Annotated in this window: 24 protein-coding genes; 14 read left to right on the forward strand and 10 right to left on the reverse strand. The window is 58.7% G+C overall.

What is annotated here, in order from left to right:
* Window positions 1-5 precede the first annotated feature (5 nt).
* The gene (locus KHQ26_RS04670) at window positions 6-1505 is read right to left on the reverse strand and encodes an aldehyde dehydrogenase family protein (RefSeq protein ID WP_004140136.1); all 1500 of its coding nucleotides are present in this window, start codon (window positions 1503-1505) and stop codon (window positions 6-8) included.
* A 235-nt stretch (window positions 1506-1740) separates the two neighbouring features.
* Here KHQ26_RS04670 and feaR point away from each other — a divergent pair, with 235 nt between their 5' ends.
* Window positions 1741-2643 carry a transcriptional regulator FeaR gene (gene feaR, locus KHQ26_RS04675; RefSeq protein WP_016947236.1) on the forward strand — a complete coding sequence of 301 codons (903 nt, stop codon included), beginning with the start codon at window positions 1741-1743 and terminating at the stop codon, window positions 2641-2643.
* Here the strand turns inward: feaR and KHQ26_RS04680 are convergent, their stop codons facing one another.
* The 3 genes from KHQ26_RS04680 to KHQ26_RS04690 are packed head-to-tail and all read right to left on the reverse strand — an operon-like array spanning window position 2644 to window position 5796.
* Window positions 2644-2967 (reverse strand): YdbL family protein, encoded by a 324-nt coding sequence (locus KHQ26_RS04680; protein WP_002902522.1) that lies wholly within the window; start codon window positions 2965-2967, stop codon window positions 2644-2646.
* Window positions 2968-2974: 7 nt separating this feature from the next.
* Window positions 2975-3160 carry a YnbE family lipoprotein gene (locus tag KHQ26_RS04685; protein WP_002902519.1) on the reverse strand — a complete coding sequence of 62 codons (186 nt, stop codon included), beginning with the start codon at window positions 3158-3160 and terminating at the stop codon, window positions 2975-2977.
* Window positions 3157-5796: a YdbH family protein gene (locus tag KHQ26_RS04690; protein WP_020804000.1), complete on the reverse strand. Its 2640-nt coding sequence runs from the start codon at window positions 5794-5796 to the stop codon at window positions 3157-3159. Before KHQ26_RS04690 ends, KHQ26_RS04685 begins: the two co-directional genes overlap by 4 nt.
* 206 nt (window positions 5797-6002) lie before the next feature.
* On the opposite strand from KHQ26_RS04690, the gene KHQ26_RS04695 reads away from it, so the two are divergent.
* The 3 genes from KHQ26_RS04695 (at window position 6003) to hslJ (ending at window position 8203) form a co-directional block, all read left to right on the forward strand.
* Window positions 6003-6503 (forward strand): DedA family protein, encoded by a 501-nt coding sequence (locus KHQ26_RS04695; protein ID WP_002902516.1) that lies wholly within the window; start codon window positions 6003-6005, stop codon window positions 6501-6503.
* Between the two features lie 147 nt (window positions 6504-6650).
* Window positions 6651-7640 (forward strand): 2-hydroxyacid dehydrogenase, encoded by a 990-nt coding sequence (locus KHQ26_RS04700; RefSeq protein ID WP_004176391.1) that lies wholly within the window; start codon window positions 6651-6653, stop codon window positions 7638-7640.
* Window positions 7641-7762: 122 nt separating this feature from the next.
* On the forward strand, window positions 7763-8203 hold the full coding sequence (gene hslJ / locus KHQ26_RS04705; RefSeq protein ID WP_016831201.1) for a heat shock protein HslJ: 441 nt from the start codon (window positions 7763-7765) through the stop codon (window positions 8201-8203).
* A 45-nt stretch (window positions 8204-8248) separates the two neighbouring features.
* Here hslJ and KHQ26_RS04710 read toward each other — a convergent pair whose 3' ends face one another.
* Entirely contained in the window at window positions 8249-8512 is a 264-nt protein-coding gene (locus KHQ26_RS04710; protein ID WP_004140155.1) for a DUF333 domain-containing protein, read from the reverse strand.
* Between the two features lie 362 nt (window positions 8513-8874).
* Here KHQ26_RS04710 and nifJ point away from each other — a divergent pair, with 362 nt between their 5' ends.
* From nifJ to ttcA, 5 genes are all read left to right on the forward strand, one after another.
* Window positions 8875-12402: a pyruvate:ferredoxin (flavodoxin) oxidoreductase gene (gene nifJ, locus KHQ26_RS04715; RefSeq protein WP_020324683.1), complete on the forward strand. Its 3528-nt coding sequence runs from the start codon at window positions 8875-8877 to the stop codon at window positions 12400-12402.
* Window positions 12403-12758: 356 nt separating this feature from the next.
* Window positions 12759-13913: a porin OmpK37 gene (ompK37, locus tag KHQ26_RS04720; protein ID WP_002902433.1), complete on the forward strand. Its 1155-nt coding sequence runs from the start codon at window positions 12759-12761 to the stop codon at window positions 13911-13913.
* A 143-nt stretch (window positions 13914-14056) separates the two neighbouring features.
* Window positions 14057-14269, forward strand: coding sequence for a KTSC domain-containing protein (locus KHQ26_RS04725; RefSeq protein ID WP_002902432.1), 213 nt, complete (start codon window positions 14057-14059; stop codon window positions 14267-14269).
* 81 nt (window positions 14270-14350) lie between these two features.
* The gene (uspF, locus tag KHQ26_RS04730; protein WP_004140161.1) at window positions 14351-14785 is read left to right on the forward strand and encodes a universal stress protein UspF; all 435 of its coding nucleotides are present in this window, start codon (window positions 14351-14353) and stop codon (window positions 14783-14785) included.
* Window positions 14786-15018: 233 nt separating this feature from the next.
* Window positions 15019-15954 carry a tRNA 2-thiocytidine(32) synthetase TtcA gene (ttcA, locus tag KHQ26_RS04735; protein ID WP_002902422.1) on the forward strand — a complete coding sequence of 312 codons (936 nt, stop codon included), beginning with the start codon at window positions 15019-15021 and terminating at the stop codon, window positions 15952-15954.
* Between the two features lie 45 nt (window positions 15955-15999).
* Here ttcA and dbpA read toward each other — a convergent pair whose 3' ends face one another.
* The 3 genes from dbpA to zntB form a co-directional block, all read right to left on the reverse strand.
* Complete coding sequence (dbpA, locus tag KHQ26_RS04740) at window positions 16000-17373, reverse strand: ATP-dependent RNA helicase DbpA (protein WP_020803983.1); 1374 nt, start codon at window positions 17371-17373, stop codon at window positions 16000-16002.
* Window positions 17374-17387: 14 nt separating this feature from the next.
* A complete protein-coding gene (locus tag KHQ26_RS26215) occupies window positions 17388-17564 on the reverse strand; it encodes a hypothetical protein (protein WP_303632692.1) in 177 nt (58 codons plus the stop codon).
* 334 nt (window positions 17565-17898) lie between these two features.
* Window positions 17899-18882 (reverse strand): zinc transporter ZntB, encoded by a 984-nt coding sequence (gene zntB / locus KHQ26_RS04745; protein ID WP_004148192.1) that lies wholly within the window; start codon window positions 18880-18882, stop codon window positions 17899-17901.
* Window positions 18883-19160: 278 nt separating this feature from the next.
* Between zntB and KHQ26_RS04750 the strand changes: the two genes are divergently transcribed.
* From KHQ26_RS04750 to KHQ26_RS04760, 3 genes are all read left to right on the forward strand, one after another.
* A complete protein-coding gene (locus KHQ26_RS04750) occupies window positions 19161-19904 on the forward strand; it encodes a DeoR/GlpR family DNA-binding transcription regulator (RefSeq protein WP_004213984.1) in 744 nt (247 codons plus the stop codon).
* Complete coding sequence (locus KHQ26_RS04755; RefSeq protein ID WP_020803981.1) at window positions 19867-20985, forward strand: oxidoreductase; 1119 nt, start codon at window positions 19867-19869, stop codon at window positions 20983-20985. Before KHQ26_RS04750 ends, KHQ26_RS04755 begins: the two co-directional genes overlap by 38 nt.
* 236 nt (window positions 20986-21221) lie before the next feature.
* Window positions 21222-21416 (forward strand): hypothetical protein, encoded by a 195-nt coding sequence (locus KHQ26_RS04760; RefSeq protein ID WP_004176404.1) that lies wholly within the window; start codon window positions 21222-21224, stop codon window positions 21414-21416.
* 112 nt (window positions 21417-21528) lie between these two features.
* On the opposite strand, the gene KHQ26_RS04765 is transcribed toward KHQ26_RS04760, so the two are convergent.
* Complete coding sequence (locus KHQ26_RS04765) at window positions 21529-22275, reverse strand: hypothetical protein (RefSeq protein ID WP_002902411.1); 747 nt, start codon at window positions 22273-22275, stop codon at window positions 21529-21531.
* Between the two features lie 250 nt (window positions 22276-22525).
* On the reverse strand, window positions 22526-23905 hold the full coding sequence (locus tag KHQ26_RS04770; protein ID WP_002902408.1) for an amino acid permease: 1380 nt from the start codon (window positions 23903-23905) through the stop codon (window positions 22526-22528).
* A 334-nt stretch (window positions 23906-24239) separates the two neighbouring features.
* Between KHQ26_RS04770 and KHQ26_RS04775 the strand changes: the two genes are divergently transcribed.
* Together KHQ26_RS04775 and KHQ26_RS04780 are read left to right on the forward strand one after the other, a co-directional pair.
* Complete coding sequence (locus tag KHQ26_RS04775; protein ID WP_002902405.1) at window positions 24240-24719, forward strand: Lrp/AsnC family transcriptional regulator; 480 nt, start codon at window positions 24240-24242, stop codon at window positions 24717-24719.
* Between the two features lie 251 nt (window positions 24720-24970).
* Window positions 24971-25585, forward strand: a complete 615-nt coding sequence (locus tag KHQ26_RS04780) for a YitT family protein (RefSeq protein ID WP_002902402.1) — start codon at window positions 24971-24973, stop codon at window positions 25583-25585.
* Window positions 25586-25616: the final 31 nt, after the last annotated feature.

Consider the following 25616-nt stretch of genomic DNA (forward strand, 5'->3'; position numbering starts at 1 on the left):
GAGGGTTAGTAGCGCACGCAGACGGATTTGGTTTCGCACCAGCCGTCGAGCCAGTCAGGGCCGAAATCGCGGCCGGTACCAGACTGCTTCATGCCGCCGAAAGGCAGGTTGGCGTCAATCAGGGTATGGCTGTTGACCCATACCGTTCCCGCCTGCAGACGGTCGGTGTAGTTCAGGGCCTGGGTCAGATCGCGGGTCCAGACGCTGGCGGTCAGACCAAAATCGCTGTCGTTGGCCAGGCGCAGCGCCTCCTCGCCATCGGCCACTCGCACCAGGTTCACCACCGGGCCAAAAACCTCCTCACGGCTGAGACGCAGTCCGGCGTCGGGGTTTACCACCAGCGTTGGCGGAATATAGTACCCTCCCGCATCTGGTCCGGCGCTGCCGCTGATGAGCTCTGCCTTCTGCTGGCGAGCCTCTTCGAGGTAGGCCGCCACCTTGTCGCAGTGGGCCCGGGAGACCACCGGGTTGATCTGCGCCGTCTCCTGCATCCCCGGCCCCACCTGCAGCGATTTCACCGCCTGCTCGAAGCCGCTGACCAGGGTGTCAAACAGCGGCGCTTCGATGTAGATCCGCGAGCTGGCGGCGCAGACCTGCCCCTGATTGAGGAAGCTTCCGGTCATCAGCCCCTCAATAACCCACTGGGGGTCGGCGTCTTTGAGCACAATCGCCGGATTCTTGCCACCCAGCTCCAGCGTCACGCGGGTCAGGCGGTCGGCAGCCACGCGGGCAATCTGTTTCCCGGTCGCCGTCGAGCCGGTAAAGCTGACCTTCGCCACCTGCGGATGGGCGGTCAGCGCCGCGCCGCAGCCGGCGCCGCTGCCGGTGACCACGTTGAACACCCCGTCAGGAATGCCCGCCTGGGTCGCCAGCTCCGCCACCCGCAGCAGGGTCAGCGGGGTGGTTTCCGAGGGCTTGATGACGATCGAACAGCCCGCCGCCAGGGCCGGCATGACCTTCCACATGCCGATCATCAGCGGGAAATTCCACGGGACGATGCCCGCCACCACCCCGACCGGCTCTTTTTTGGTCCACGCCTGGTAACGCGCCCCTTGGGGGAACGGGATCGAAACGTCCAGCGTCCGGCCGCTGATCTTGGTGGTCAGCCCCGCGGTGTAGCGCATCCAGTTCAGGGTGCAGCCGACCTCAAAGGCGCGGGAGATGGCAATGGATTTCCCCTGCTCGAGGGTTTCCAGTTGCGCCAGCTCTTCGCCGTGCTGCTCCACCAGATCGGCAAAACGCAGCAGGATGCGTTCACGGTCAGCCGGGGTGCGCCCGGCCCAGCGGCGATCGACAAAAGCGCGCCAGGCGGACATCACCGCCCGGTCGACATCCGCCGGGCTGGCGTCGGCGGTGGTGGCAATCGCCTGCCCGGTGGCCGGATCCCAGACGGTTAACCGGTTTTCGCTCTGCGCGGCGCAGGGGGCGCCGTCGATATACAGGCCATGCTGACGGTCTAAAAACTGCTGGACGCTGGCAAGCAGCGCTATCTGTGAGGTGGACATACCCTTTCCTTATTCATCGCGGATAGTGCTTTCAGTCTATGTCTGGTTGGCGGTTGGCGCTTTTTTCTCTGTGACATTCGTTTGCGCCGCTGTGACAGTCGCCGCAATTCCGTCGTCTGCCCTCGCAGAAATGTGCCGCGGGTAATAGTTCTTTCATATACCCGCCATCGCGCCCTTGCCTGAGGCGACACAAATGCAACAATGCGGAAACATTGTTATTACAGGAGAAGGGCGAATGATGACCACGGCAGAGGGGGGGCTGGCATATCAGCGCTGGCTGGCGACGATCAATCAGGTCTGCGGCCATTTCGCCGCCCGACCGCTGAAGGAGAGTTTCCACGGCGAGATTGACGCCCGCTACGCCGGCAGCCTCAAGGTCAGTACCGTCACCGCCGCCGGCGTCAATCTCTACCGCACGCGCAATGAGATAAAACGCGATAACGACGCCTGGTTCTATACCGTGTTTCAGCTCGCCGGCGAAGCCATCATCGAACAGGACGATCGCCAGGTGACGCTGGCGGCAGGCGATATCACGTTAATCGACGCCGCCCGCCCATGCTCCATCGTCTGGCAGCAGACCTCGCGTCAGGCCTCGCTGCTGCTGCCGCGCCAGCGGGTGGCGCCCACAGGGGACATCACTACCGCCTGCCGGCTGGACAAATCTCTGCCAATGGTCCAGCTCAGCCAGCGACTGCTGCTGGAAAGCATGGGCGGCACGACGCTCTCCGCCAGCGAGAGCGAAGCCGCGCTGGAGGCGATCGCCTGCCTGTTGCGCCCGGTGCTGCATCAGCGCGATCCTGCCCCTTCCCGGCGGGAAAAGCAGTTTCAGAAGATTATTGCGTTAATCGATGCGTCCATTCAGTCGGAGCATCTGCGTCCGGAGTGGCTGGCCAGCGAGACGGGCATGTCGGTACGCAGCCTGTACCGGCTGTTTGCCGACCAGGGGCTGGTGGTGGCGCAGTATATTAAGAACCGGCGGTTGGATCTGTGTGCCCAGGCGTTACAGAACGTCCATGACGATGAAAAGCTGGCGGGGATCGGCTACCGCTGGGGCTTCAGCGACCACAGCCATTTCTCCACCGCCTTTAAGCAGCGCTTTGGCGTCACCCCGGGGGAATACCGCAAGCGCTGTCGCTAATTATTTGCGCAGCCACTGGCCGTTCAATCCCTGGACGTACTCCCCGGGCTGCGCGCGGGCCACCAGCTTCTGCCCGGCCATTTTCGCCACTTCATCCACCGGCAGATTGTTGTCATCCGCCAGCTGCTGGTAGCTTTCGCTGCGCGCGGCGTTAATCTGCTTTACCAGCGCCAGCGTCTCTTTATCCTGACGCAGCGGCGCGAGATAGCCGTTCAGCGTCTCCCCCACTCGTCCCTGCTGGCGCGCTTCGCTCAGGGTCAACGCCAGCGCGGGCGCGCTGAGTAAAGCCAGCGTCAGCGCCGCGGTTAACAGTCGTTTTCTCATCGTCGCCTCAGAACAAATCGCTGCGGGATTTGAGCAGGTTTTCCACATCCTTATCGACCTTGATATGGATCTCATGCTCAATTTTGACATTCATATTGATGGTGATGGGCTCTTTCGACGCCGCGATTTCGATGCGCGGCGTACAGCCGGCGAGCAGCATCGACGCCGCCATGGCCAGTAACAGCTTCTTCATTTAGGTTCCTTACATGTCTTACCGTCCGCACAGCGCCGTACGGGCAGCGTAGCATTCTGCTCGAGCCACGCCTGTAAATTGTCGCCGAAGCGCAAACTGCGCCACAGGTCGAAAATATTCTCTTCATGAGCGTAGTTTAAATGCACGGTACTGCTTTTCCCTTCCACCCGGCTGGTGCCGTTGATGCTGGCCTTAAGCGTCAACACGCCCAGATTATCGAGGTTAATCTGCGTCCACGAGCGGGAGATTTCCATATAGCGCAGCCAGTTAATCGCCGCCCCGGCGGAGACGTTATCCGCCACCAGCGCATCGGCGGTGTCTTTATCCAGCCGCAGGGTCATCGGTCCGTCATTGCGCAGCCAGCCGTCGTGGATGATCCATTGATTATTCTCCAGCCACAGCGGCAGCGCACCGCTCACCGCGCCGGACATGGCGAACTGTTTCACCTTGACGGCGCTGGTCAGTTCGCTGCTGGAGATATGCTGCAGGCGGATCAACGCCGGGTCGCGCTGCGGCATACGCAGCTGCAGCAGCGTCAGTTTCCCGCCTAACAGATCGACGCTGACGTCGCTGAGCTGCAGCGGATTGGCCTCGCTCCACGGCCAGGTGCCCTGCAGGTCCGCCGTCAGATTACGCGCGGTGACCTGGTTGACGATTTCGCCAATGCGCAGGGAGACCGGGCGGCGGATGCCCAGCTGCCAGTGACCGTCGCTGAAGCGGAACGGCAGGACGAAATCGACGCCGTTGATCTGGTTATCCGGCATCCAGGCGCTGCCGCCCTTCAGGACGCCATGGCCGCCCGCCTCAAATCCCTGCCCGGCTGCCGCCGAGAAGGCCACCTGCGCGTAGAGACTGCCTTCGCGCAGGTTCATCTTCCAGTCCGGCGGCACCAGCGGCTGGAACACCGTTAGCGACTGTTTTGGCCACCACGCCTGGCCGCGCAGCCGTTCGCCATCCCAGCGCCCGGACAGACGCACCGGACCGATAGCCTCGGCATGCAGGGCGCCGGTGAACTGGAACCACGTCGGGTCCCGACCGTCGAGGGCGAATTTCAGCGTTGAGGCCGGGAGATAGCTGCCGCCGGAGAAGGTGGTTTTGGCGGCGTCCAGCGACAGCGCGCCGGTCAACCGCGGATGCTCAGCATCGCGCAGCCAGCGGATCGGCTGCTCGAGGGTCAGACGCGGGGTGCTGACCCGCATTGTGCCGTACTCAAGCTTATCGAAGCCGGTGGAGAGGCTGCTCAGGGTAATAGCATTGTCGCGCCACTCCCCGCTGCCCTTCACATCCCAGCGCGCCTGCATCGGGGTAAAATGTCCCTCGCCCCAGTAGCGCCACTGCCAGCGGCCGCTGTCGGGCAGAAAATCGCTCACCTGACCGTCCAGATGCAGCGTAAAGTCGCCCATCTGCTGCTCATGGGCGCGAAGGATCGCCTGCAGGCGGCCATCGACGCCCTGCTGAGTGACCTTAACCCCGGCCAGCGGCCAGCGGATTTCGTCAATATTCAGCGCGTCGATCACCCGCCCGCGCGAGCGCAGCAACGCACCGGGGTGAAAAGCCAGCTGCGGGCTGATCAGCGGCCCGCTGAGCTGAGCCGGCAGCGCCGCGTATAGTATCATCTCCCCCAGCTTGGCCTCGCCGGTGAGCCGCAGCGGCAGATCGCTGTTATCCATGCTCAGCTTGCCCGGACCAATATTCAGTACCGCATTGCCCTTCCCGGCATGCCCCTCGGTGAGAACATTCAGGCGACCGCTGACGATCATCTGTTCGGTGCCCTGCTGCCAGTTACCCACCGACAGCGCCACCCGCCCGCGCAGCGGATACGCCTCGTAACGGGTGCGCCAACGGCCGTCGCTGATGGTGATCCGCTCCGGAGTGATCTCCCACGGCAGGTCCAGAATAGGCTCTACCTCACCCCGCGGGGTGACCAGCAGCTGGCCGCGATTGTGCTGCCACTCGAGCTCAGCATCGATCCATTCCGCAGTCTGCGGGAATTCGAAGGTGCCCTGCATCTGGCCGTCGACCGGCAGACCATCCGGCACCAGCGGCAGATGGAAGGTCCCCACCAGCTTCACCGGCGGCTGATCGTCAGTCAGCCGGGCGCTGAACTGGCTGACGGTGAGCGCCTGGCCGCGCAGGCGCGCCTGCAGACTCAGTTCCTTCCCGGCAAAGCCGATATCCTGCTGCGCAGGCGTTAATGACATTACCAGCCGCCCCTGCCATTTCTCCCACGGCGACAGCCGCAGATTGTCAATGGTTAACCAGCTATAGGGCAACATCGATTGCCATTCGGCAAGCGTGCGCGGTGAACCGGGAGAGGGATCGCTGGCCGGCAGTTTGCTCAGGCAGGCGCTGTTGATCTCCAGCTGGCCAATATGCAGCCGCCAGCGGCTGGGACGCGAGAGACGGGCATCGGTCACCCGGGCGATTTCACAGTCGCCCACCAGATAACGCAGATCGGGGATCAGCAGGGCCGACCGCGTCAGGCGCGGGCTCTCCTGCAAAGAGATACGCGTGCCCACGGGCAGCCAGATGCCCGCCAGCGTCGGCACCCAGTGGGTTAGCGTCAACAGCAGGGTTAGCGGCAATAACACCAGAACTAACACCAGCGCGATGGCGGCTTTATATTTACCCTTCATGGGCAGTTAATATCCTGATTCAACATAAGTAAAAGCCGAAAGGCGTCCATTGTGACACGTTCGACCAGTGAGTGAAAGTTTACGGCCTGTTAAAGCATAGTTGCCAGCCGGAATCGCGGCGCGACGTTCGGCCATTATCATTTAACTGTTGTTTAAGTCGCCCCTGCCACACTCCAGCCAGACGGGAATAGCTTGCGGGAGAGGCGGTGTCGTTAATTATCTCGCTCATAGAGAGCGCACAGGACCACTATCCATGGGTATTGCTGATTGTTTTTCTGCTTACCTTCACTAAATCCTGCGCATTGGTCTCGCTGGCAATCCCCGGCACCTCCGGCCTGCTGCTGCTGGGAACATTCGCTTCCGCCAGCCTCGGACATTTCCTGTTAATGTGGTCCAGCGCCAGCCTCGGCGCCATCGGCGGATTCTGGCTATCGTGGCGGCTGGGCATTCGCTACCGTCATCGCCTCACCCATCTACGCTGGCTGACCGCCGAGCGTCTGGCCCGCAGCCGCCTCTTCTTTCAGCGCTATGGCCCGTGGGCTATCTTTTTCAGCCGCTTTCTCTCTCCCCTGAGGGCTACGCTGCCCTTCGTTAGCGGCGCCAGCAGTCTGCCGCTGTGGTCGTTTCAGCTGGCTAACGTCAGCTCCGGTCTGCTGTGGCCGCTTCTGCTGCTCGCCCCCGGCGCTTTCAGCCTCAGTTTGTGGTGAAAAAACTTTGTCTTTCAAAGAGATTCCGCAAGTCCGCGATATGCTCTAGAATTAGGATTAGCACCCTCTCATTAAACTATTTTTTAATAATTGTACGATTATTTTAAATATGCTACCGTGACGGTATAATCACTGGAGAAAAGTCTTATGAAAATCGCGGTTTATAGTACGAAGCAGTACGATAAAAAGTACCTGCAGCACGTTAATGATGCATACGGCTTTGAACTGGAATTCTTCGATTTCCTGCTGACAGCGAAGACTGCCAAAACCGCCAACGGTTGCGAAGCGGTATGTATCTTCGTCAATGACGACGGCAGCCGCCCGGTGCTGGAAGAGCTGAAGGCCCACGGGGTGAAATATATCGCCCTGCGCTGCGCCGGGTTTAACAACGTCGACCTTGAGGCGGCAAAGGAGCTTGGCCTGCGCGTCGTGCGCGTTCCAGCTTACTCTCCGGAAGCGGTCGCTGAGCATGCGATCGGTATGATGATGTCGCTCAACCGCCGCATCCACCGCGCTTACCAGCGTACCCGCGATGCCAATTTCTCCCTCGAAGGCCTCACCGGCTTCACCATGTACGGCAAAACCGCCGGGGTGATCGGCACCGGGAAAATTGGCGTAGCGATGTTGCGGATCCTCAAAGGCTTCGGCATGCGCCTGCTGGCGTTCGACCCGTACCCAAGCGCCGCCGCGCTGGAGCTGGGGGTGGAATATGTTGACCTCGCCACGCTGTACAAGGAATCGGACGTGATCTCCCTGCACTGTCCGCTGACCGACGAAAACTACCACCTGCTCAATCGCGAAGCCTTCGATCAGATGAAAGACGGGGTGATGGTGATCAACACCAGCCGCGGCGCCCTGATCGACTCTCAGGCGGCCATCGACGCCCTGAAGCACCAGAAAATTGGCGCGCTGGGGCTGGACGTTTATGAGAACGAACGCGAACTGTTCTTTGAAGACAAATCCAACGACGTGATCCAGGACGATGTCTTCCGCCGCCTCTCCGCCTGCCATAACGTGCTGTTTACCGGCCACCAGGCGTTCCTCACCGCCGAGGCGCTGATCAGCATTTCGGAGACCACTCTGGGTAACCTGCAGCAGGTCGCCAACGGCGAAACCTGTCCGAACGCCATCGTCTAATGCCTTTCCCTTTTGTGCTCCTCTCCCGGGGGGAGCACATTCAGATAATCCCCACAGATCCCCGCTGCGATACCGTTACACTGGCTTGGTTTTATTAGTTATGTGAATGTTTTGGAGTGAAAATGAACAAATTTGCGGCGCTTCTGGCGGCAGGTATGCTGCTGTCCGGCTGTGTCTATAACAGTAAAGTGTCCACCGGTGCGGAACAGCTGCAGCATCATCGTTTCGTGCTGACCAGCGTCAACGGCCAGGCGGTCAACGCCAGCGACCGGCCGCTGGAGCTGAGCTTCGGTGAGAAGGTGGCTATTACCGGCAAGATGTATGTATCCGGCAATATGTGCAACGGCTTTAGCGGGGAAGGTAAAGTGTCGGACGGCGAGCTGAAGGTCAAATCGCTGGCAATGACCCGGATGCTGTGCCACGACGCCCAGCTCAATACCCTGGATGCGACGATCGACAAGATGCTGCGCGAGGGTGCGCAGGTCGATCTGACGGAAAACCAGTTGACGCTGGCGACCGCCGACCAGACGCTGGTCTATAAGCTCGCCGACCTGATGCACTAGCCGGCGTTGAGGTGCCGCTGACGCTGCCCCGCGACGGGGCCGCTGTTAGTAGCCGCAGCTGCCGCCCGCCAGCGCCTGCTCGCTGCAGCGTTTGCCGTTCGGCAGCGCGCACATGCCAATCGCCGAACCATCGAGCTGACGAGCCACCGATAACGAACCGCCTATCATGGCGCAGTTGGCCTGACCGGCGTCGCTCATCGCCGCCCGCATTCCCGGCGTGACGTGCGCCGCCGTGGCCTGCTGAACGGGTTCACTACTGCACGCGGACAGCAACAGCGCCGCACATCCTACTAACATCGCAGCTCGCATTCTCTCTCCCCTCGGAAACGTCTTAAAAAAGCAAACCCCAGAATAATAGGCAGCGTGGCGGGCGGCGTCGAGAGGGGAAGTACGTATTTATGCGCCTCATTAACATTTTCTAGCAAATTTTCGCCGAAAGCTTGATCTGCCTCGGCCATGTCGCCCGGCGCAGGTGGTTCCTCTCCCGGCAGGCAGCCATTTTCTCCGCGAACCACGCAAAATATTGATCTGGTCACGGGTACCCGGCGCATTGAGGACACAAATGCAAAAATGGCGGGGTCAGCGGTTTGCTAAACTACCCCTTATATAATTACAGGGCGCGTCGCGGTTTCACGCGTCCATTCTTTTGCGCAATGTAAGGGTGTCTTCATATGATTACGATTGATGGTAATGGCGCGGTCGCTTCCGTCGCGTTTCGCACCAGTGAAGTTATCGCCATCTACCCGATCACGCCCAGTTCAACGATGGCGGAACAGGCTGACGCCTGGGCCGGCAATGGGCTGAAAAACGTCTGGGGCGATGTTCCCCGCGTGGTCGAAATGCAGTCGGAGGCGGGCGCCATTGGCGCCGTACATGGCGCGCTGCAGACCGGCGCCCTCTCCACCTCCTTTACCTCATCGCAGGGCCTGCTGCTGATGATCCCCACCCTGTACAAACTGGCCGGCCAGCTGATGCCGTTTGTGCTGCACGTCGCCGCCCGCACTGTCGCTACCCATGCGTTGTCGATCTTCGGCGACCATTCCGATGTCATGGCCGTCCGCCAGACCGGGTGCGCCATGCTGTGCGCCAGCAGCGTTCAGGAAGCGCAGGATTTCGCGCTAATCTCGCATATCGCCACCCTGCAAAGCCGGGTGCCGTTTATTCATTTCTTTGATGGTTTCCGTACTTCGCACGAAATCAACAAAATCGCCCCGCTGGCGGATGACACTATTCGCGCCCTGCTGCCGCAGGATAAGATCGCTGAGCATCGCCAGCGCGCGCTCAACCCGGAACACCCGGTGATCCGCGGAACCTCGGCCAACCCCGACACTTATTTCCAGTCCCGGGAGGCCACCAATCCGTGGTACGACGCGGTGTATGACCATGTCGAGAAAGCGATGGACGATTTCGCTGCCGCCACCGGCCGTCAGTACAAACCGTTTGAGTTTTACGGCCACCCGCAGGCAGAGCGCGTGATCGTCATTATGGGCTCGGCCATCGGCACCTGCGAAGAGGTGGTCGATGAGTTGCTGAGTCGCGGCGAGAAAGTCGGCGTGCTAAAAGTCCGCCTCTATCGCCCGTTCTCCGCCGCCCACCTGCTGGCGGCGCTGCCGGAAAGCGCCCGCGCGGTTGCCGTACTGGATCGCACCAAAGAACCCGGCGCGCTTGCCGAACCGCTTTACCTCGACGTGATGACCGCCCTGGCGGAAGCCTTTAACCGCGGCGAGCGCGAGACGCTACCGCGCACTATCGGCGGCCGCTACGGTCTCTCCTCCAAGGAGTTTGGTCCGGAATGCGTGCTGGCGATATTCAGTGAACTGCAGGCCGCCCAGCCGAAGCCGCGCTTTACCGTCGGGATCTATGATGACGTGACCAACCTGTCGCTGCCGCTGGGCGAAAATACCCTGCCGGCAGAGGCCAAGCTCGAGGCCCTGTTCTACGGCCTCGGCAGCGACGGCAGCGTGTCAGCCACCAAAAATAACATCAAAATCATCGGCAACTCGACCCCATGGTTCTCCCAGGGGTACTTCGTCTATGACTCGAAGAAGGCGGGCGGCCTCACCGTCTCGCATCTGCGGGTCAGCGAAAAACCGATTCGTTCATCGTATCTGATTTCGCAGGCTGATTTCGTCGGCTGCCACCAGCTGCAGTTTATCGATAAATACCAGATGGCCGAGCGGCTGAAGCCCGGCGGCATTTTCCTGCTCAACACGCCGTACAGCGCCGATGAGGTCTGGTCCCGCCTGCCCCAGGAAGTCCAGGCCACCCTGAATCAGAAAAAAGCGCGTTTTTACGTGGTCAACGCGGCAAAGATCGCCCGCGAATGCAGCCTCGGGGCGCGCATTAATACCGTGATGCAGATGGCCTTTTTCCATTTAACCCAGATCCTGCCGGGTGATAGCGCGCTGGCGGAACTGCAGGCAGCCATCGCCAAAAGCTACAGCAGTAAAGGTCAGGAGCTGGTGGAGCGCAACTGGCAGGCGCTGGCCCTGGCCCGTGAATCACTGGCGGAAGTACCGCTCCAGCCGGTGAACGCCAGCAGTCCGAACCGCCCGCCGGTGGTCTCCGACGCCGCGCCGGATTTCGTCAAAACGGTCACCGCCGCGATGCTGGCCGGGCTCGGCGATGCGCTGCCGGTCTCTGCCCTGCCGCCGGACGGCACCTGGCCCATGGGCACCACCCGCTGGGAGAAACGCAACATCGCCGAAGAGATCCCCATCTGGAAGGAAGCGCTGTGTACTCAGTGCAACCACTGCGTCGCCGCCTGCCCGCACTCGGCGATCCGCGCCAAAGTGGTCGCCCCGGAAGAGATGGAGAACGCCCCTGCCAGCCTGCATTCGCTGGATGTGAAATCCCGCGATATGCGCGGGCAGAAATACGTTCTGCAGGTCGCCCCGGAAGACTGCACCGGCTGCAACCTGTGCGTCGAAGTGTGCCCGGCAAAAGACCGCCAGAACCCGGAGATCAAGGCCATCAATATGATGTCCCGCCTGGAGCATGTGGAAGAGGAGAAGGTCAATTACGAGTACTTCCTCAACCTGCCGGAAATCGACCGCAGCAAACTTGAGCGCATTGATATTCGCACCTCGCAGCTGATCAGCCCGCTGTTTGAATACTCCGGCGCCTGCTCGGGCTGTGGCGAAACGCCGTATATCAAACTGCTGACCCAGCTGTACGGCGACCGAATGCTGATTGCCAACGCCACCGGCTGCTCCTCCATTTACGGCGGCAACCTGCCCTCGACACCGTACACTACCGACGCCAACGGCCGCGGCCCGGCGTGGGCCAACTCGCTGTTTGAGGATAACGCCGAATTCGGGCTCGGCTTCCGCTTGACCGTCGACCAGCATCGCCAGCGCGTGATGCGCCTGCTGAGCGAATTCGCCGACAAGCTGCCGGCAGAGCTGAACGCGGCGCTGCACGCCGAGGCGACGCCGGAAGTTCGCCGCGAACAGGTGGCGGCCCTGCGTCAGGCGTTGGCCGGCGTGGCGGGTGCTGAAGAGCTGCTGACCGATGCCGACGCGCTGGTGGAGAAATCCGTCTGGCTGATCGGCGGCGACGGCTGGGCTTACGATATCGGCTTCGGCGGCCTGGACCATGTACTGAGCCTGACGGAAAACGTCAATATTCTGGTGCTGGACACTCAGTGTTACTCCAACACCGGCGGGCAGGCGTCAAAAGCCACCCCGCTGGGAGCAGTGACTAAGTTTGGCGAGCATGGCAAACGCAAGGCGCGTAAAGATCTGGGCGTCAGCATGATGATGTACGGTCATGTTTATGTGGCGCAAATTTCGCTGGGCGCGCAGCTGAACCAGACGGTAAAAGCGATTCAGGAAGCGGAAGCCTATCCGGGGCCATCGCTGATCATCGCCTATAGCCCTTGCGAAGAGCATGGCTACGATCTGGCGCTCAGCCACGACCAGATGCGTCAGCTGACCGCCACCGGCTTCTGGCCGCTCTACCGCTTCGACCCGCGTCGGGCAGATGAAGGCAAGATCCCGCTGGCGCTAGATTCCCGTCCGCCATCAGACGCGCTGGCCGAGACGCTGCTTAATGAGCAACGTTTCCGCCGCCTGAACGCCCAGCAGCCTGAAGTGGCGGAGCAGCTATGGAAAGACGCCGCCGCCGATCTGCAGAAGCGCTATGACTTCCTCGCCCAGCTGGCTGGCAAAGCGGAGAAATCGCCAAGCGAAGGTTAACCGCCCCGTCACCTTTGTCCATAAAAAAAGCCCGAACACAACGTTCGGGCTTGTCGTTTTACCGATAAACAACATCATTCCGCAGAATGAGACGGCAACAATAAATTATTGGCATGACAATAAAGGCATATAACGCGCAAATAATACGTGATTAGCCCAGGCATGTATAATTTTTATTTTGTATATTATCTATAAATGCATTCAGCATAATTATCACCATTTCATTGGTATTATTTATTTTAGATTTTACTTATATCGTAACAATTGAGTCTTACCGGATCTCAGACCGCTCCTTTAGCATGAGTTCACTTCCCACCCGGAAGTTAAAACATAAAAACAGTTAAAGGAATTTCTTCATGAAAAGAAAAGTACTGGCCCTCGTTATTCCGGCTTTATTAGCCGCCGGTGCCGCGCATGCGGCGGAAATTTATAATAAAGACGGGAATAAATTAGATCTCTATGGCAAGGTAGATGGTCTGCATTATTTCTCCAGCGACTCGAAAAAAGACGGCGATCAAACTTATTTACGTTTTGGCTTTAAAGGCGAAACCCAGATCAACGATATGCTTACCGGCTATGGCCAGTGGGAATATAACGTTCAGGCCAACAACACCGAGACCTCCAGCGATCAGGCGTGGACCCGTCTGGCATTCGCCGGTATCAAAGTGGGCGATTACGGCTCCTTCGACTACGGTCGTAACTACGGCGTGCTGTACGACGTTGAAGGCTGGACCGATATGCTGCCGGAGTTCGGCGGCGACTCCTACACCTATGCGGATAACTTTATGGCAGGCCGCGCCAACGGCGTCGCAACCTACCGCAACAGCGATTTCTTCGGTCTGGTGGAGGGTCTGAACTTCGCCCTGCAGTATCAGGGTAAAAACGAAGGCCAGAACGCGCAGGATATCAACGTCGGCACCAATAACCGCAGCAGCGACAGCGATGTTCGCTTCGACAATGGCGATGGTTTCGGCCTCTCCACTTCCTACGACTTCGGCATGGGCATCAGCGCGGCGGCAGCTTACACCTCGTCTGACCGTACAGGCGACCAGCAACACTATACTCACACCGAACGATACGCCAAAGGCGACAAAGCGGACGCCTGGACCGCCGGCCTGAAGTACGACGCCAACGATATTTACCTGGCGACCATGTACTCTGAAACCCGCAATATGACGCCATACGGCTCTACCAGCAGTACCAACGGTGGCGGTATCGCCAATAAAACGCAAAACTTCGAAGTCACCGCGCAGTATCAGTTCGACTTCGGCCTGCGTCCGGCCATCTCCTACCTGCAGTCCAAAGGCAAAGATCTGTACAATAACGGCCGCTATGCCGATAAAGATCTGGTCAAATATATGGACGTTGGCGCAACCTATTACTTCAACCGTAATATGTCCACCTATGTTGATTACAAAATCAACCTGCTGGATGGTAACGACAAATTCTACGAAGACAACGGTATCTCTACCGATAACATCGTCGCCCTGGGCCTGGTTTACCAGTTCTGATGCGCCTGCCCGCCGGTTCCGGCGGGCTTTCCCCCACCCGCCTCGCTGCAGATAAAACAAAACGCTATATCTCGCGGACTAAAATAGCCGTCCGTTTAATGATATAGTCATGGCCAGTCAGTGCTTGCCCGAGGACGTCCATCATGCACCACCATCCGGTTAAATCTTCCCGAATTATCTCCGTCGCCTACGATGACGCCTCCGCCACACTGGAAATCTATTTCTATCACCAGCCGCCATTACAATATACCGGAGTCCCACCGCGTATTTTTCATGATTTTTTACAGGTGGTGTCAAAAGGCCGGTATTATGACGGGGTGATCAAAGGAAAATTTCCCGAACGCAAGCTACGTTAATGTCAAAGTGTGACTGCGGTCATGATACAAAACGTGCCCTAATACCGTACAATATGAAGGGATACTTAAACAGGAGGTTTTATGAGCAGAATGATTCTTGTCCCTATCGATATCTCTGATAAAGAATTTACTGAACGCATTATCAGTCACGTTGAATCGGAAGCGCGGATTGACGACGCCGAGGTGCATTTCCTCACCGTGATCCCTTCTCTGCCCTATTATGCCTCACTGGGAATGGCCTATACCGCTGAGCTTCCCGGCATGGATGAGCTGCGTGAGGGTTCTGAAACGCAATTGAAAGAGATCGCGAAGCAGTTCTCCATCCCGGAAGACCGGATGCATTTTCACGTCGCGGAAGGATCGCCAAAAGATAAAATCCTTGCGCTGGCCAAGTCGCTGCCAGCCGACCTGGTGATCATCGCTTCGCACCGACCGGATATCACAACTTATCTGCTGGGCTCCAACGCCGCCGCGGTGGTTCGTCACGCCGAGTGCTCGGTACTGGTGGTCCGCTAACGCCGCAGCCCGCCGCCCGGCGGGCTTTTTATTTCCGCATCAGCCGCCCCCGCCTGGCTGCTCGCTGCCGAAAGTGCCGGAAAGATGCTGACATTCCGCCCCTGAATCCGTACCATACACGCCACGGTTGCCTGTCAAACCTCAATAATTGCTACGCGCCAGCGCCACGTTGTTCAGCGGCTGGCAGAATGCGTGCTCTTCTGATGCCACACTATGAATTGAGCCACTATTACATGCTGCAAAACCAAGAAATCAGTAAAAAAGAAAAGTACAACATCGATAAGCTGCAGAAACGTCTGCGCCGCAACGTCGGTGAGGCGATTGCCGACTTCAATATGATTGAAGAGGGCGACCGCATTATGGTTTGTCTTTCAGGCGGCAAGGACAGCTATACCATGCTGGAGATCCTGCGCAATCTGCAGAAAAGCGCGCCCATCTCCTTCTCGCTGGTGGCGGTGAACCTCGATCAGAAGCAGCCAGGGTTCCCGGAGCATATTCTGCCGGCGTATCTGGAGCAGCTGGGGGTTGAATACAAAATTGTCGAAGAGAACACCTACGGCATCGTCAAAGAGAAGATCCCGGAAGGAAAAACCACCTGCTCGCTGTGCTCTCGCCTGCGTCGCGGCATCCTCTATCGTACCGCCACCGAGCTCGGGGCGACCAAGATCGCCCTCGGCCATCATCGCGACGATATCCTGCAGACGCTGTTTTTGAATATGTTCTACGGCGGCAAAATGAAAGGGATGCCGCCGAAGCTGATGAGCGACGACGGCAAACACATCGTCATCCGCCCGCTGGCCTACTGCCGCGAAAAGGACATCGAGCGCTTCTCCCAGGCCAAAGGCTTCCCGATTATTCCGTGCAACCTGTGCGGTTCGCAGCCAAACCTGCAGCGCCAGGTGATCGCCGATATGCTCCGCGACTGGGACAAGCGTTATCCTGGGCGCATTGAAACCATGTTCAGCGCGATGCAGAACGTGGTGCCTTCGCACCTGAGCGACGTCAATCTGTTTGACTTTAAAGGCATCACCCACGGCTCAGAGGTGGTGGATGGTGGCGATCTGGCGTTTGACCGGGAAGATATTCCCCTGCAGCCCGCCGGCTGGCAGCCGGAAGAAGAAGACGCCCGTCTCGATGAGCTGCGTCTGAACGTAGTGGAAGTGAAATAACCCTCACGCGTCTCAGGCAGCCGCCTGAGACGCACTCTCCTGCCCTTACTTCAGCAGTCGTACGCGGCAGGATTTACCTTTGATCTTGCCATTTTGTAACTGCTTATACGCCTTCTGCGCCATATTCTGGCGGATCGCCACATAGACGTGGGCCGGGTGGACGGTAATTTTGCCGATATCGGCACCATCAAAGCCCATATCCCCGGTCAGGGCTCCCAGCACATCTCCCGGGCGCATTTTCGCCTTTTTCCCGCCGTCGATACACAGCGTCGCCATCTCCGCCGTCAGCGGCGCGATGGTGTTGCCCGTCGGCGCAGGCAGCCAGTTCAGGGAAAGCTGCAGCATGTCGGCCAGAATAGTGGCGCGCTGCGCCTCTTCCGGCGCACAGAAGCTGATGGCCAGCCCTTGTTCACCGGCGCGGGCGGTACGGCCGATGCGGTGAACATGCACCTCCGGATCCCAGGCCAGCTCGAAATTCACCACCAGCGCCAGGGATTTGATGTCCAGACCGCGGGCAGCGACGTCGGTCGCCACCAGAACCCGGACGCTGCCGTTAGCGAAGCGCACCAGCGTCTGATCGCGATCGCGCTGCTCAAGGTCACCATGCAGCGACAAGGCGCTCTGCCCGGCGGCGTTGAGCGCATCGCAGACCGCCTGGCAATCGCGTTTGGTATTGCAGAACACCACGCAGGATGCGGGCTGATGCTGGCTGAGCAGGCGCTGCAGCAGGGCAATCTTACCGTGGCGGGAAACCTCAAAGAACTGCTGCTCAATCGCCGGGAGCGCGTCGACAGTGTCGATCTCAATGGTCTGCGGATTGCGCTGCACCCGGCCGCTGATCGCCGCGATTGCCGCCGGCCAGGTAGCAGAGAACAGCAGCGTCTGCCGGTCAGCCGGTGCGAAGCGGATCACCTCATCAATGGCATCGCTAAAGCCCATATCGAGCATGCGGTCCGCTTCGTCCATCACCAGGGTCTGCAGCGCGTCAAGGGAGACCGTTCCCTTCTGCAGATGATCGAGCAGACGGCCCGGGGTGGCGACGATAATATGCGGGGCATGCTGCAGGGAATCTCGCTGGGCGCCAAAGGGCTGCCCGCCGCAGAGCATCAGAATCTTGATGTTCGGCAGGCAGCGCGCCAGGCGGCGCAGCTCGCCGGCGACCTGATCGGCCAGCTCGCGGGTCGGGCACAACACCAGCGACTGGGTCTCGAAGCGCGCCGGATCGATATGCTGCAGCAGACCCAGCCCAAATGCGGCCGTTTTTCCGCTGCCGGTTTGTGCCTGCACGCGCACATCTTTCCCCGCGAGGATCGCCGGCAGGGCGGCGGCCTGAACCGAGGTCATCGACAGATAACCCAGCTCGTTAAGGTTGGCTAATTGGGCGGCAGGTAAAACAGTCAGGGTAGAAAAAGCGGTCACAATGTATTCTCGTATTAAAAGGCAGACAATCTGCAGGCGCGTATCCTCGCAGATCTCCGCGCCTGATGCGACAATTTAATCGGCTCTTCGTCAGGCGGCGGATCGGGCTGGGGCTGCGGACGCGGTCGTGGATCGGGTAAAGGAGCCGGATCGTTCGGCTCGGGCGAGATAGGTATAGACTGGGCTGTCAGCTCTGAAGCGTAATACATAGAGGCCTCCCGGAGAGTGATACGGGCGTACCCGCAGGCGTCAACGGCCAGAAACCGTCGGGTGTCTTAGTAAGGGTAGAAGCTGGTCCGGAGAGCGCAAAAAAAAAGCCGACTCAACAAAGCCGGCGTCGTACGAATCAATTGTGCTATGCAGTAATTCAAAAAAGGAAGTAAGACAATATGGAGCGCAACGCCCATCGCTTGACGTTGCATTCACCTGCGAGAGAGATATTGCCCTGAATGGGTAGATGGTTTATTGATTTCGCTCAAACATTGCCGGGTTTTCCCGGCACTACAGCCGCTAAAAGGCGATTCTTTACAGCCATTTACTGCGATGTAACCACCACGCAACACCACCGATGACAACGACTAACATCAAGCAGAAAAGGCTAAACCCCAGATGCCAGCTGTTGCCAGGGATCCCGCCGAGGTTGACGCCGAACAGGCCGGTTAAAAAGGTGCTGGGTAGAAACACCATCGCCATCAATGACATGGTATAGGTCCGCCGCGCCAGCGACTCCTGCATAATCTGGGCGATCTCGTCGCTCATGATCGCCGTCCGCGCGATACAGCTGTCGATCTCATCCAGACCGCGCCCCAGCCGCTCAGCGATATCCTGCATTCGCCGCCGCTGATCGTCACTCATCCACGGCAGCCGCTCGCTGGCCAGCCGGGCATAAACGTCGCGCTGCGGCGCCATATAGCGGCGCATCACAATCAGCTGCTTACGCAGCAGCGCGAGAAATCCGCGCGGCGGCACCTGCTGATCGAGCAGGTCGTCTTCCAGGTCGATAATGCGATCGTGCAGTTGTTCGATAAACTCGCTGGCATGATCGGTCAACGCATCGCAGACCTCCACCAGCCAGCTGCCGCCGTCCGTCGGGCCATTACCTTCCTTCAGGTCGCCCAGCACATCGTCCAGCGCCAGCACTTTGCGCTGACGAGTGGAGACGATCAGCCGCTCATCCATATACAGGCGCATCGCCACCAGCTGGTCGGGCCGCTCATCAGTACTGCCGTTGATACAGCGCAGGGTGATCAGCGCCCCGTCACCGATCCGCGTCACCCGCGGCCGGGTGCTCTCCCCCGCCAGGGCATCGCGTACGTTATTGGGCAGCAACGGGGTGGCCGCCAGCCAGTCGGCGCTGTCGCTATGGGTATAGTTGAGATGCAGCCAGCAAGGCTTGTCTTTGTCGATAATATCGTCATCGGCGAGCGGCTTAACGCCCCCCTGCCCGTCGAGCACCCACGCGAAGATCGCGTCCGGTATCTGCAACTCCGAGCCTTTAATCGCGTCCACTCAACCTCCGTTAATCCATATCTGCTAAATTACGCGCCTTCTCTATAAGGTACGCGAAAGCGCGCATTCTTGCTTTTAATGACCCGGAAATACAGGCCTAGTCGCTTCATTGAAAAGCGCTTTCGCCCCGGTCGCGGCGCTCCCCTCATTTAACGTTAAAACTTAGTGAAATCAAGTTCTTCACGATTCAACACATACAGAGCGACGTTTTGCCGTTTATTTTGCAACTTCTTGCTGTATTATGCTGTTTATTGCGTTAATTTGCGGAGTCAATGGCCATGCATAAGCTCGCCAGGCAAAAACATATTCTCGACAGGCTTAGCGAAACCGGTCAGCTGAGCATCAGCGAACTGGTTGCAGAGCTGCAGGTGTCGGCCGATACCATTCGCCGCGATCTGAGCGACCTGGAACAACAGGGCGTGCTGCAGAAAAGCCACGGCGGGGCCATCGCCCTTAACGTCCCGGCCATGACGCGCCAGGGCAGAAACGCTCTTCTCACCCAGACCAAGCAGCGCCTGGGTCAGCAGGTCGCCGCGCGCATTCCCTCTGGCTCGACGCTGTTTCTCGACGCCGGAAGCACGCTGTTGGCGGTGGCAGCCCAGCTGAAAGGGCCGTTGACCGTGATCACGGCATCTCTGGATATCGCTCAGCTGTTCAGCGACCGTGCCGATATCCAGCTGATCCTGCTTGGCGGCCAGTGGGATAGTAAACAACGGCTGTTCGCCGGCAGCGCCACCCTGGCGCTGGTCACCCGCTACCGGGCCGATATCGCCATTCTCGGCGCCTGCGCGCTCCATGCCGGGCTGGGGCTGAGCGCCAGCCAGGAAGCTGATGCCGACGTTAAACGCGCCATGCTGGCCGCCAGCGCCGAGCACTGGCTGGTGGCGGACCATACCAAACTCAACCGCTGCGAACCGTGGCGGGTGGCCGGACTCAGCGACATTCACCATCTTTTTCTTGATCGTCCCTGGGCTGAGCTGGGGGATGACCCCGCCCTCTCTGTACATATTGCTGACGCTTAACAACGTGGAGAACCTGATGAGTAACAACACGATAAATATCGCCCTGATTGGCTACGGATTCGTCGGTAAGACCTTCCACGCGCCGCTTATCCGTTCGGTGCCGGGGCTGAACCTGGCGTTCGTCGCTTCCCGCGATGAAGAGAAGGTCAAACGCGACCTGCCGGACGTCACGGTGATCGCCTCCCCGGAAGCTGCGGTCCAGCATCCGGACGTTGACCTGGTGGTCATCGCCTCTCCTAACGCCACGCACGCCCCGCTGGCACGTCTGGCGCTGAACGCCGGCAAACATGTGGTGGTGGATAAGCCCTTTACCCTCGATATGCAGGAGGCCCGGGAGCTGATCGCCCTGGCGGAGGAGAAACAGCGTCTGCTCTCCGTCTTCCATAACCGCCGCTGGGACAGCGACTATCTCGGGATCCGTCAGGTGATTGAGCAAGGCACCCTCGGCGCGGTGAAACATTTCGAGTCGCATTTCGACCGCTTCCGCCCGGAAGTCCGCGTCCGCTGGCGCGAGCAGAACGTCCCGGGCAGCGGCTTGTGGTTCGACCTGGGGCCGCACCTGATCGACCAGGCGCTGCAGCTATTTGGTTTGCCGCAGTCGGTGCAAGGTAACATAGCCACCCTGCGCGACGGGGCGGAGATCAACGACTGGGCGCATGTGGTATTAAACTACCCGGCGCATAAAGTGATCCTGCACTGCAGCATGCTGGTCGCGGGCGGCTCGTCGCGCTTCACCGTGCACGGCGATAAAGGTAGCGTTATCAAAGCGCGGGCCGACCAACAGGAGAGCCAGCTGCTGGCGGGCGTGGTACCGGGCAGCGCCGACTGGGGCCAGGATGACGACCCGCTGGTTATCTATGATGCCTCGCTGCAGGCCCACGCGCAGGCTACCCCGCAGGGCGATCAGCGCCAGTACTATATGCTGATCCGCGATGCGCTGAAGGGCCAGATCGCCAATCCGGTGCCGCCGGTGGAAGCGCTGGCGGTGATGGCCGTTCTGGAAGCGGCGGTGCGCTCTGCTGAAAGTGGTATGGTGCAGACCCTGGACCTGTCCGACGACGAGCGCAACACGCTGCGCTAATCCGCCCTGTTCTCCGGTTACCTGCGCGGCCCGCAGGTAACCGCTACTTTTGCGCCACCTTAGAAAAAATCACTATCTATCCGCAGATTAACATTGCTTTATCCTGCTCCATGGCGCAAAGCACCGCTGGAAATTTCAGCCAATTGGGAGGAGGATAGAATGCAGATCGATCGTAATGAGAAAGAGGTTGCTGACGCTGTGGACGCGGCAACCGTACTACCGGACAGGAGAAGCGCATGTATTACACGTTAGGAGATACCACTCTCCATTTTTATCGCTATCAGTGCAAATTTTACGTCGCCCACTGGGAAGGGGGTAACGTGATGAGCGAAAAATTTAAATCGTTTATCGAACAGATCACTGAGAAGACCGGGCTGGATGCGAAACGCGTCGAGACCGCCGCGCGCGATTATTTTACTAACGTGGATTAACAGGCAGTGCTGTTCGTAAGAGACAAGCTGGTGCGGTAGCCGCGCAGGCTAACCCCACCTTTCACCGCCAGGACGCCTCGCGCCGCCTGGCGGCTTCTCTATTCTGCCAGCATTAAACGGTAGTCAGTTTTGCCAGAATGGCGGCGAAGGCGTCATTAACCTTATCGCCGGCGAGCAGTTTTTTACGCAACGTGAAGCTTCTGCCGCTGGAACGGATCAGCAGCCGGACTTTCGCATCATTATTGCTGCGTTCAACTACGGCAACATCCCGCAAGGGAATAACGTAGGTATCGGCATAAAGCCCCGGCGTAAATATCATCGACTCGCCGCTCACGCCAATCACCACCCGATTTTGCAGACGATAGCCATTGCACAGCGCAACAATACCGGCGGCAATAAATACTCCGCCTATCCCCATGCCAATCATTAAAATAATGATCCCGGCGATGAGCGCCAGCGCCCCTTGGGGATAAAAGCCTGAGGCATTAAAGGTTAATAGCTGCTGGTTATCAGCCTCGCCCACTGCCGTGGTTGATCGCCAGGGCGTAAATCCGGCGTTAATCCGCGTTTGCAAGCTGAACAGACTACCCACCAGAAAGATCACGCTGGCGGGCACCATCACGATGCCGCCAACAAACGCCAGGACGATGGCCAGATAAGGGTAGCGGCCTGACAGCATTATGCTGATCGCCTGAACCACCACGGCAATAAACAGGGCCAGCACCAGCCAGGACCATACGCCGTCCGCCCGACTATGGAAGTTCAGCTGTCCTTCATCAAGTAATAAATTTCGCGCGACAAAACAGATAATAATATTGACGAACAGGCCTATCCAGGCCAGCTTGTGCACATGCTTCATACCCTACTCCATTATGGTTTTTACTATTCCATTTCCAGGCATTATTAAATACAGTCTCAATGCCGGCTGGATAGTAGCAAAGCGGTACGCAAGATCAATAAAAAGCGCGCGGTCTCCTCACATTCTAATTTATATTCAGCGTGATATTGTTAGTTATCATTTATCGTAATTATATAAACCATCCTATATATTGGCGCTATATATTTTCAGCGCAATAATATCGCCCTGCCGCCAGGCAGGGCGTCGCAGATTAACGCTCCTCAAGCGCCGCCACCGGCGCCGGCGCGCTTTTCCTGCGCAGCAGATAGCCTGCAGCAAGGATCAGCAGCCATACCGGGATCAGGCAGACGGAGATGCGGATGTCCGGGGTCAGATACATCACCCCGAGGATCGCGGCGAGAAACAGCAGACACAGCCAGTTTGTCAGGGGATAGGCGAAACTCTGGAAAGCCGTTACCTTCCCCGCCCGCTGCATGGCGCGGCGGAACTTAAGATGAGTGATGCAGATCATCGCCCAGTTGATGACCAGGGCGGCCACCACCAGGGCCATCAGCAGGGCAAAGGCTTTCCCGGGCATCACATAGTTAATCACCACGCAAAGCGCCGTGGCGACGGCGGATACCGCCAGGGCGGTCAATGGGATCCCGCGGTGGTTCACCCGCAGCAGCGCACGCGGGGCGTTGCCCTGCTGAGCCAGGCCGAACAGCATCCGGCTGTTGCAGTAGACGCAGCTGTTGTAGACCGACAGCGCGGCGGTGAGCACCACCAGATTGAGGGCGTTGGCCACAATATTGCTGTCAATGGCGTGAAAGATCAGCACAAAGGGGCTTCCCCCTTCCACGACGTTCCGCCACGGGTAGAGTGACAGCAGGACCGCCAGCGACCCCACGTAAAACAGCAGAATACGGTAGATCACCTGGTTGGTGGCTTTGGGAATGGTTTTATGCGGTTCGTCGGCTTCCGCCGCGGTGATCCCCACCAGCTCAAGCCCGCCGAAGGAGAACATGATCACCGCCATGGCCATCACCAAGCCCGTGATGCCGTTAGGGAAAAATCCCCCGTCCTGCCACAGGTTGGCCACCGTCGCCGCCGGGCCGCCGTGACCGCTAAATAACAGATAGCAGCCAAAGGCGATCATGCTGATGATGGCGGCCACTTTGACAATCGAGAACCAGAACTCCAGCTCGCCATACACTTTGACGTGCGTCAGGTTGATGGCGTTGATCGCCACGAAGAAGATCGCCGCCGACAGCCAGGTGGGTACCTCCGGCCACCAGTACTGAATATAGATCCCCACCGCCGTCAGCTCCGCCATGCTTACCAGCACGTACAACACCCAGTAATTCCAGCCGGACATAAACCCGGCGAAGGGCCCCCAGTAGCGGTTGGCGAAATGGCTGAACGACCCCGCCACCGGCTCCTCTACCACCATTTCGCCAAGCTGACGCATGATAAAGAAAGCGATAACCCCGGCGATGGCGTACCCCAGCAGGACCGACGGGCCTGCCATACGGATCGTTTGCGCGATACCTAAAAACAGTCCGGTGCCGACCGCCCCCCCGAGGGCGATCAACTGGATGTGGCGGTTTTTTAACCCGCGTTTTAACTGATGCTCTTGCTGCGTTGTCATCTCTGACCTGCCCCTGTCTGTAAAAAGTCACGTTCGCCGGTAGCAACTTTCAGGCCAGCGGAGCGCCTTGCAGCGTCAGACAAAAATTAATTAATTGAAATATATTCAAATATTCTTTTTAAATCAGTTCCGGTAGCTGGTCATGTCGGCGCCGACCTGGCGCATCACACGCGAAAACTGGCCAGATAACGCACAGATCATGAGAAAAAGAGCGGATTAATGCATGAACCTGACCCGTTTTGGTGCATCCGGTTTGCCGCCGTCCGCTCAGGCTTCACGCCAGGCAAAAAACTGTTAGGCTGGTAGCCACTTTTACGTTCCGCTAGTGGCCACTATGTACAACATCGACGACTATGATCTGAAAATACTTACCCTGCTGCAGGCCAATGGCCGTTTAACCAATCAGGAGCTGAGCGAGCTTATCGGCCTGTCCGCTTCCCAGTGTTCGCGCCGCCGTATCGCCCTTGAACAGGCACAGCTTATCCTCGGCTACCATGCGCGTCTGGCGCCGGATGCAGCCGGGCAGGAGATGCTTGGCCTGATTGAGGTGCGTCTGCTGAATCACACCCCGCAATGCGTGGAGAGCTTTCATCAGATGCTCAGTGAAGTTGACGCCATTCTGGACGCCTGGAAAACCACCGGCGACGCCGATTATCTGCTGCGGGTAACGGTCCCGGACCTGCCCGGTCTGAGCCATTTGATCAGCCATATTCTGGCGCAAAACAAAGGGGTGGCCCATCTGAAAACCGCCGTCGTGCTCAACCGCCTTAAAGAGAACGGCCAGCTGATGCCGGGCACGACCCCGCTGCGCTGAACCGGGGCACAGTGCCCTGCGCTGGTGCAGACGCGGGGCCAGACAATGCGCGACAAGCGGCAAGTTCGCACAATTCACGCATTCGGAAACCATAAAACGCACGCCCCGTGCAATTTTCTCTTCCTGTCAGAACAACAGGTTAGGCTAAACCACGGGTATTTTTTCCGCAAACGCTCGCCAGGGCACGCTCCTCTGGTGCGATTTTTGCAAACAAGAGCTTATCCTTGTTAACGAAAAGATAGTGCTTATTTATGGATAATATCCTTTCCCCTGAAAAACTGACCCACACCTGGCTGGAGGATACCCTGGCGCTGCTGTTCGGCACGCTGATGATCTCCTTTGGCATTATTTTATTTCGCCAGGCCGGTGCCCTGACCGGCGGAACGGCAGGTATGGCCTTTCTGATCCACTATGCCACCCACCTGCCGTTTGGCGTGGTCTTCTTCGTCATTAACCTGCCATTCTACTGGCTCTCTGTCCGGCGGATGGGCGCCGCCTTCACGCTGAAAACCTTCTGCGCGGTCGGACTGGTGTCCCTGTTCTCTGACCTGCACGGTTACTTTATCCATGTCGATCGCCTGAATCCCTATTACGCCACCCTCTTCGGCAACATCATGGTCGGCATCGGCTTTGTGGTGCTGTTTCGCCATAAAGCGAGCCTCGGCGGCGTTAATATTCTGGCCCTCTATCTGCAGGACAAAAGCGGCATCCGCGCCGGTAAATTCCAGATGGTGGTTGACGCCTGCATCGTCACCGCCTCGCTGTGGGTAGTGAGCTTGCCGATGCTGCTGGTCTCTATCCTCGGCGCCGTGATTTTGAATTCGATTATCGCCATGAACCACCGTCCCGGACGCTACGCGGTGTAATGGCTTCACCTTTGACGGTCATTTCAGGAGT

This window comes from Klebsiella sp. 10 (genome assembly GCF_018223925.1).
GTDB classification, from domain to species: Bacteria; Pseudomonadota; Gammaproteobacteria; order Enterobacterales; family Enterobacteriaceae; genus Klebsiella; species Klebsiella pneumoniae.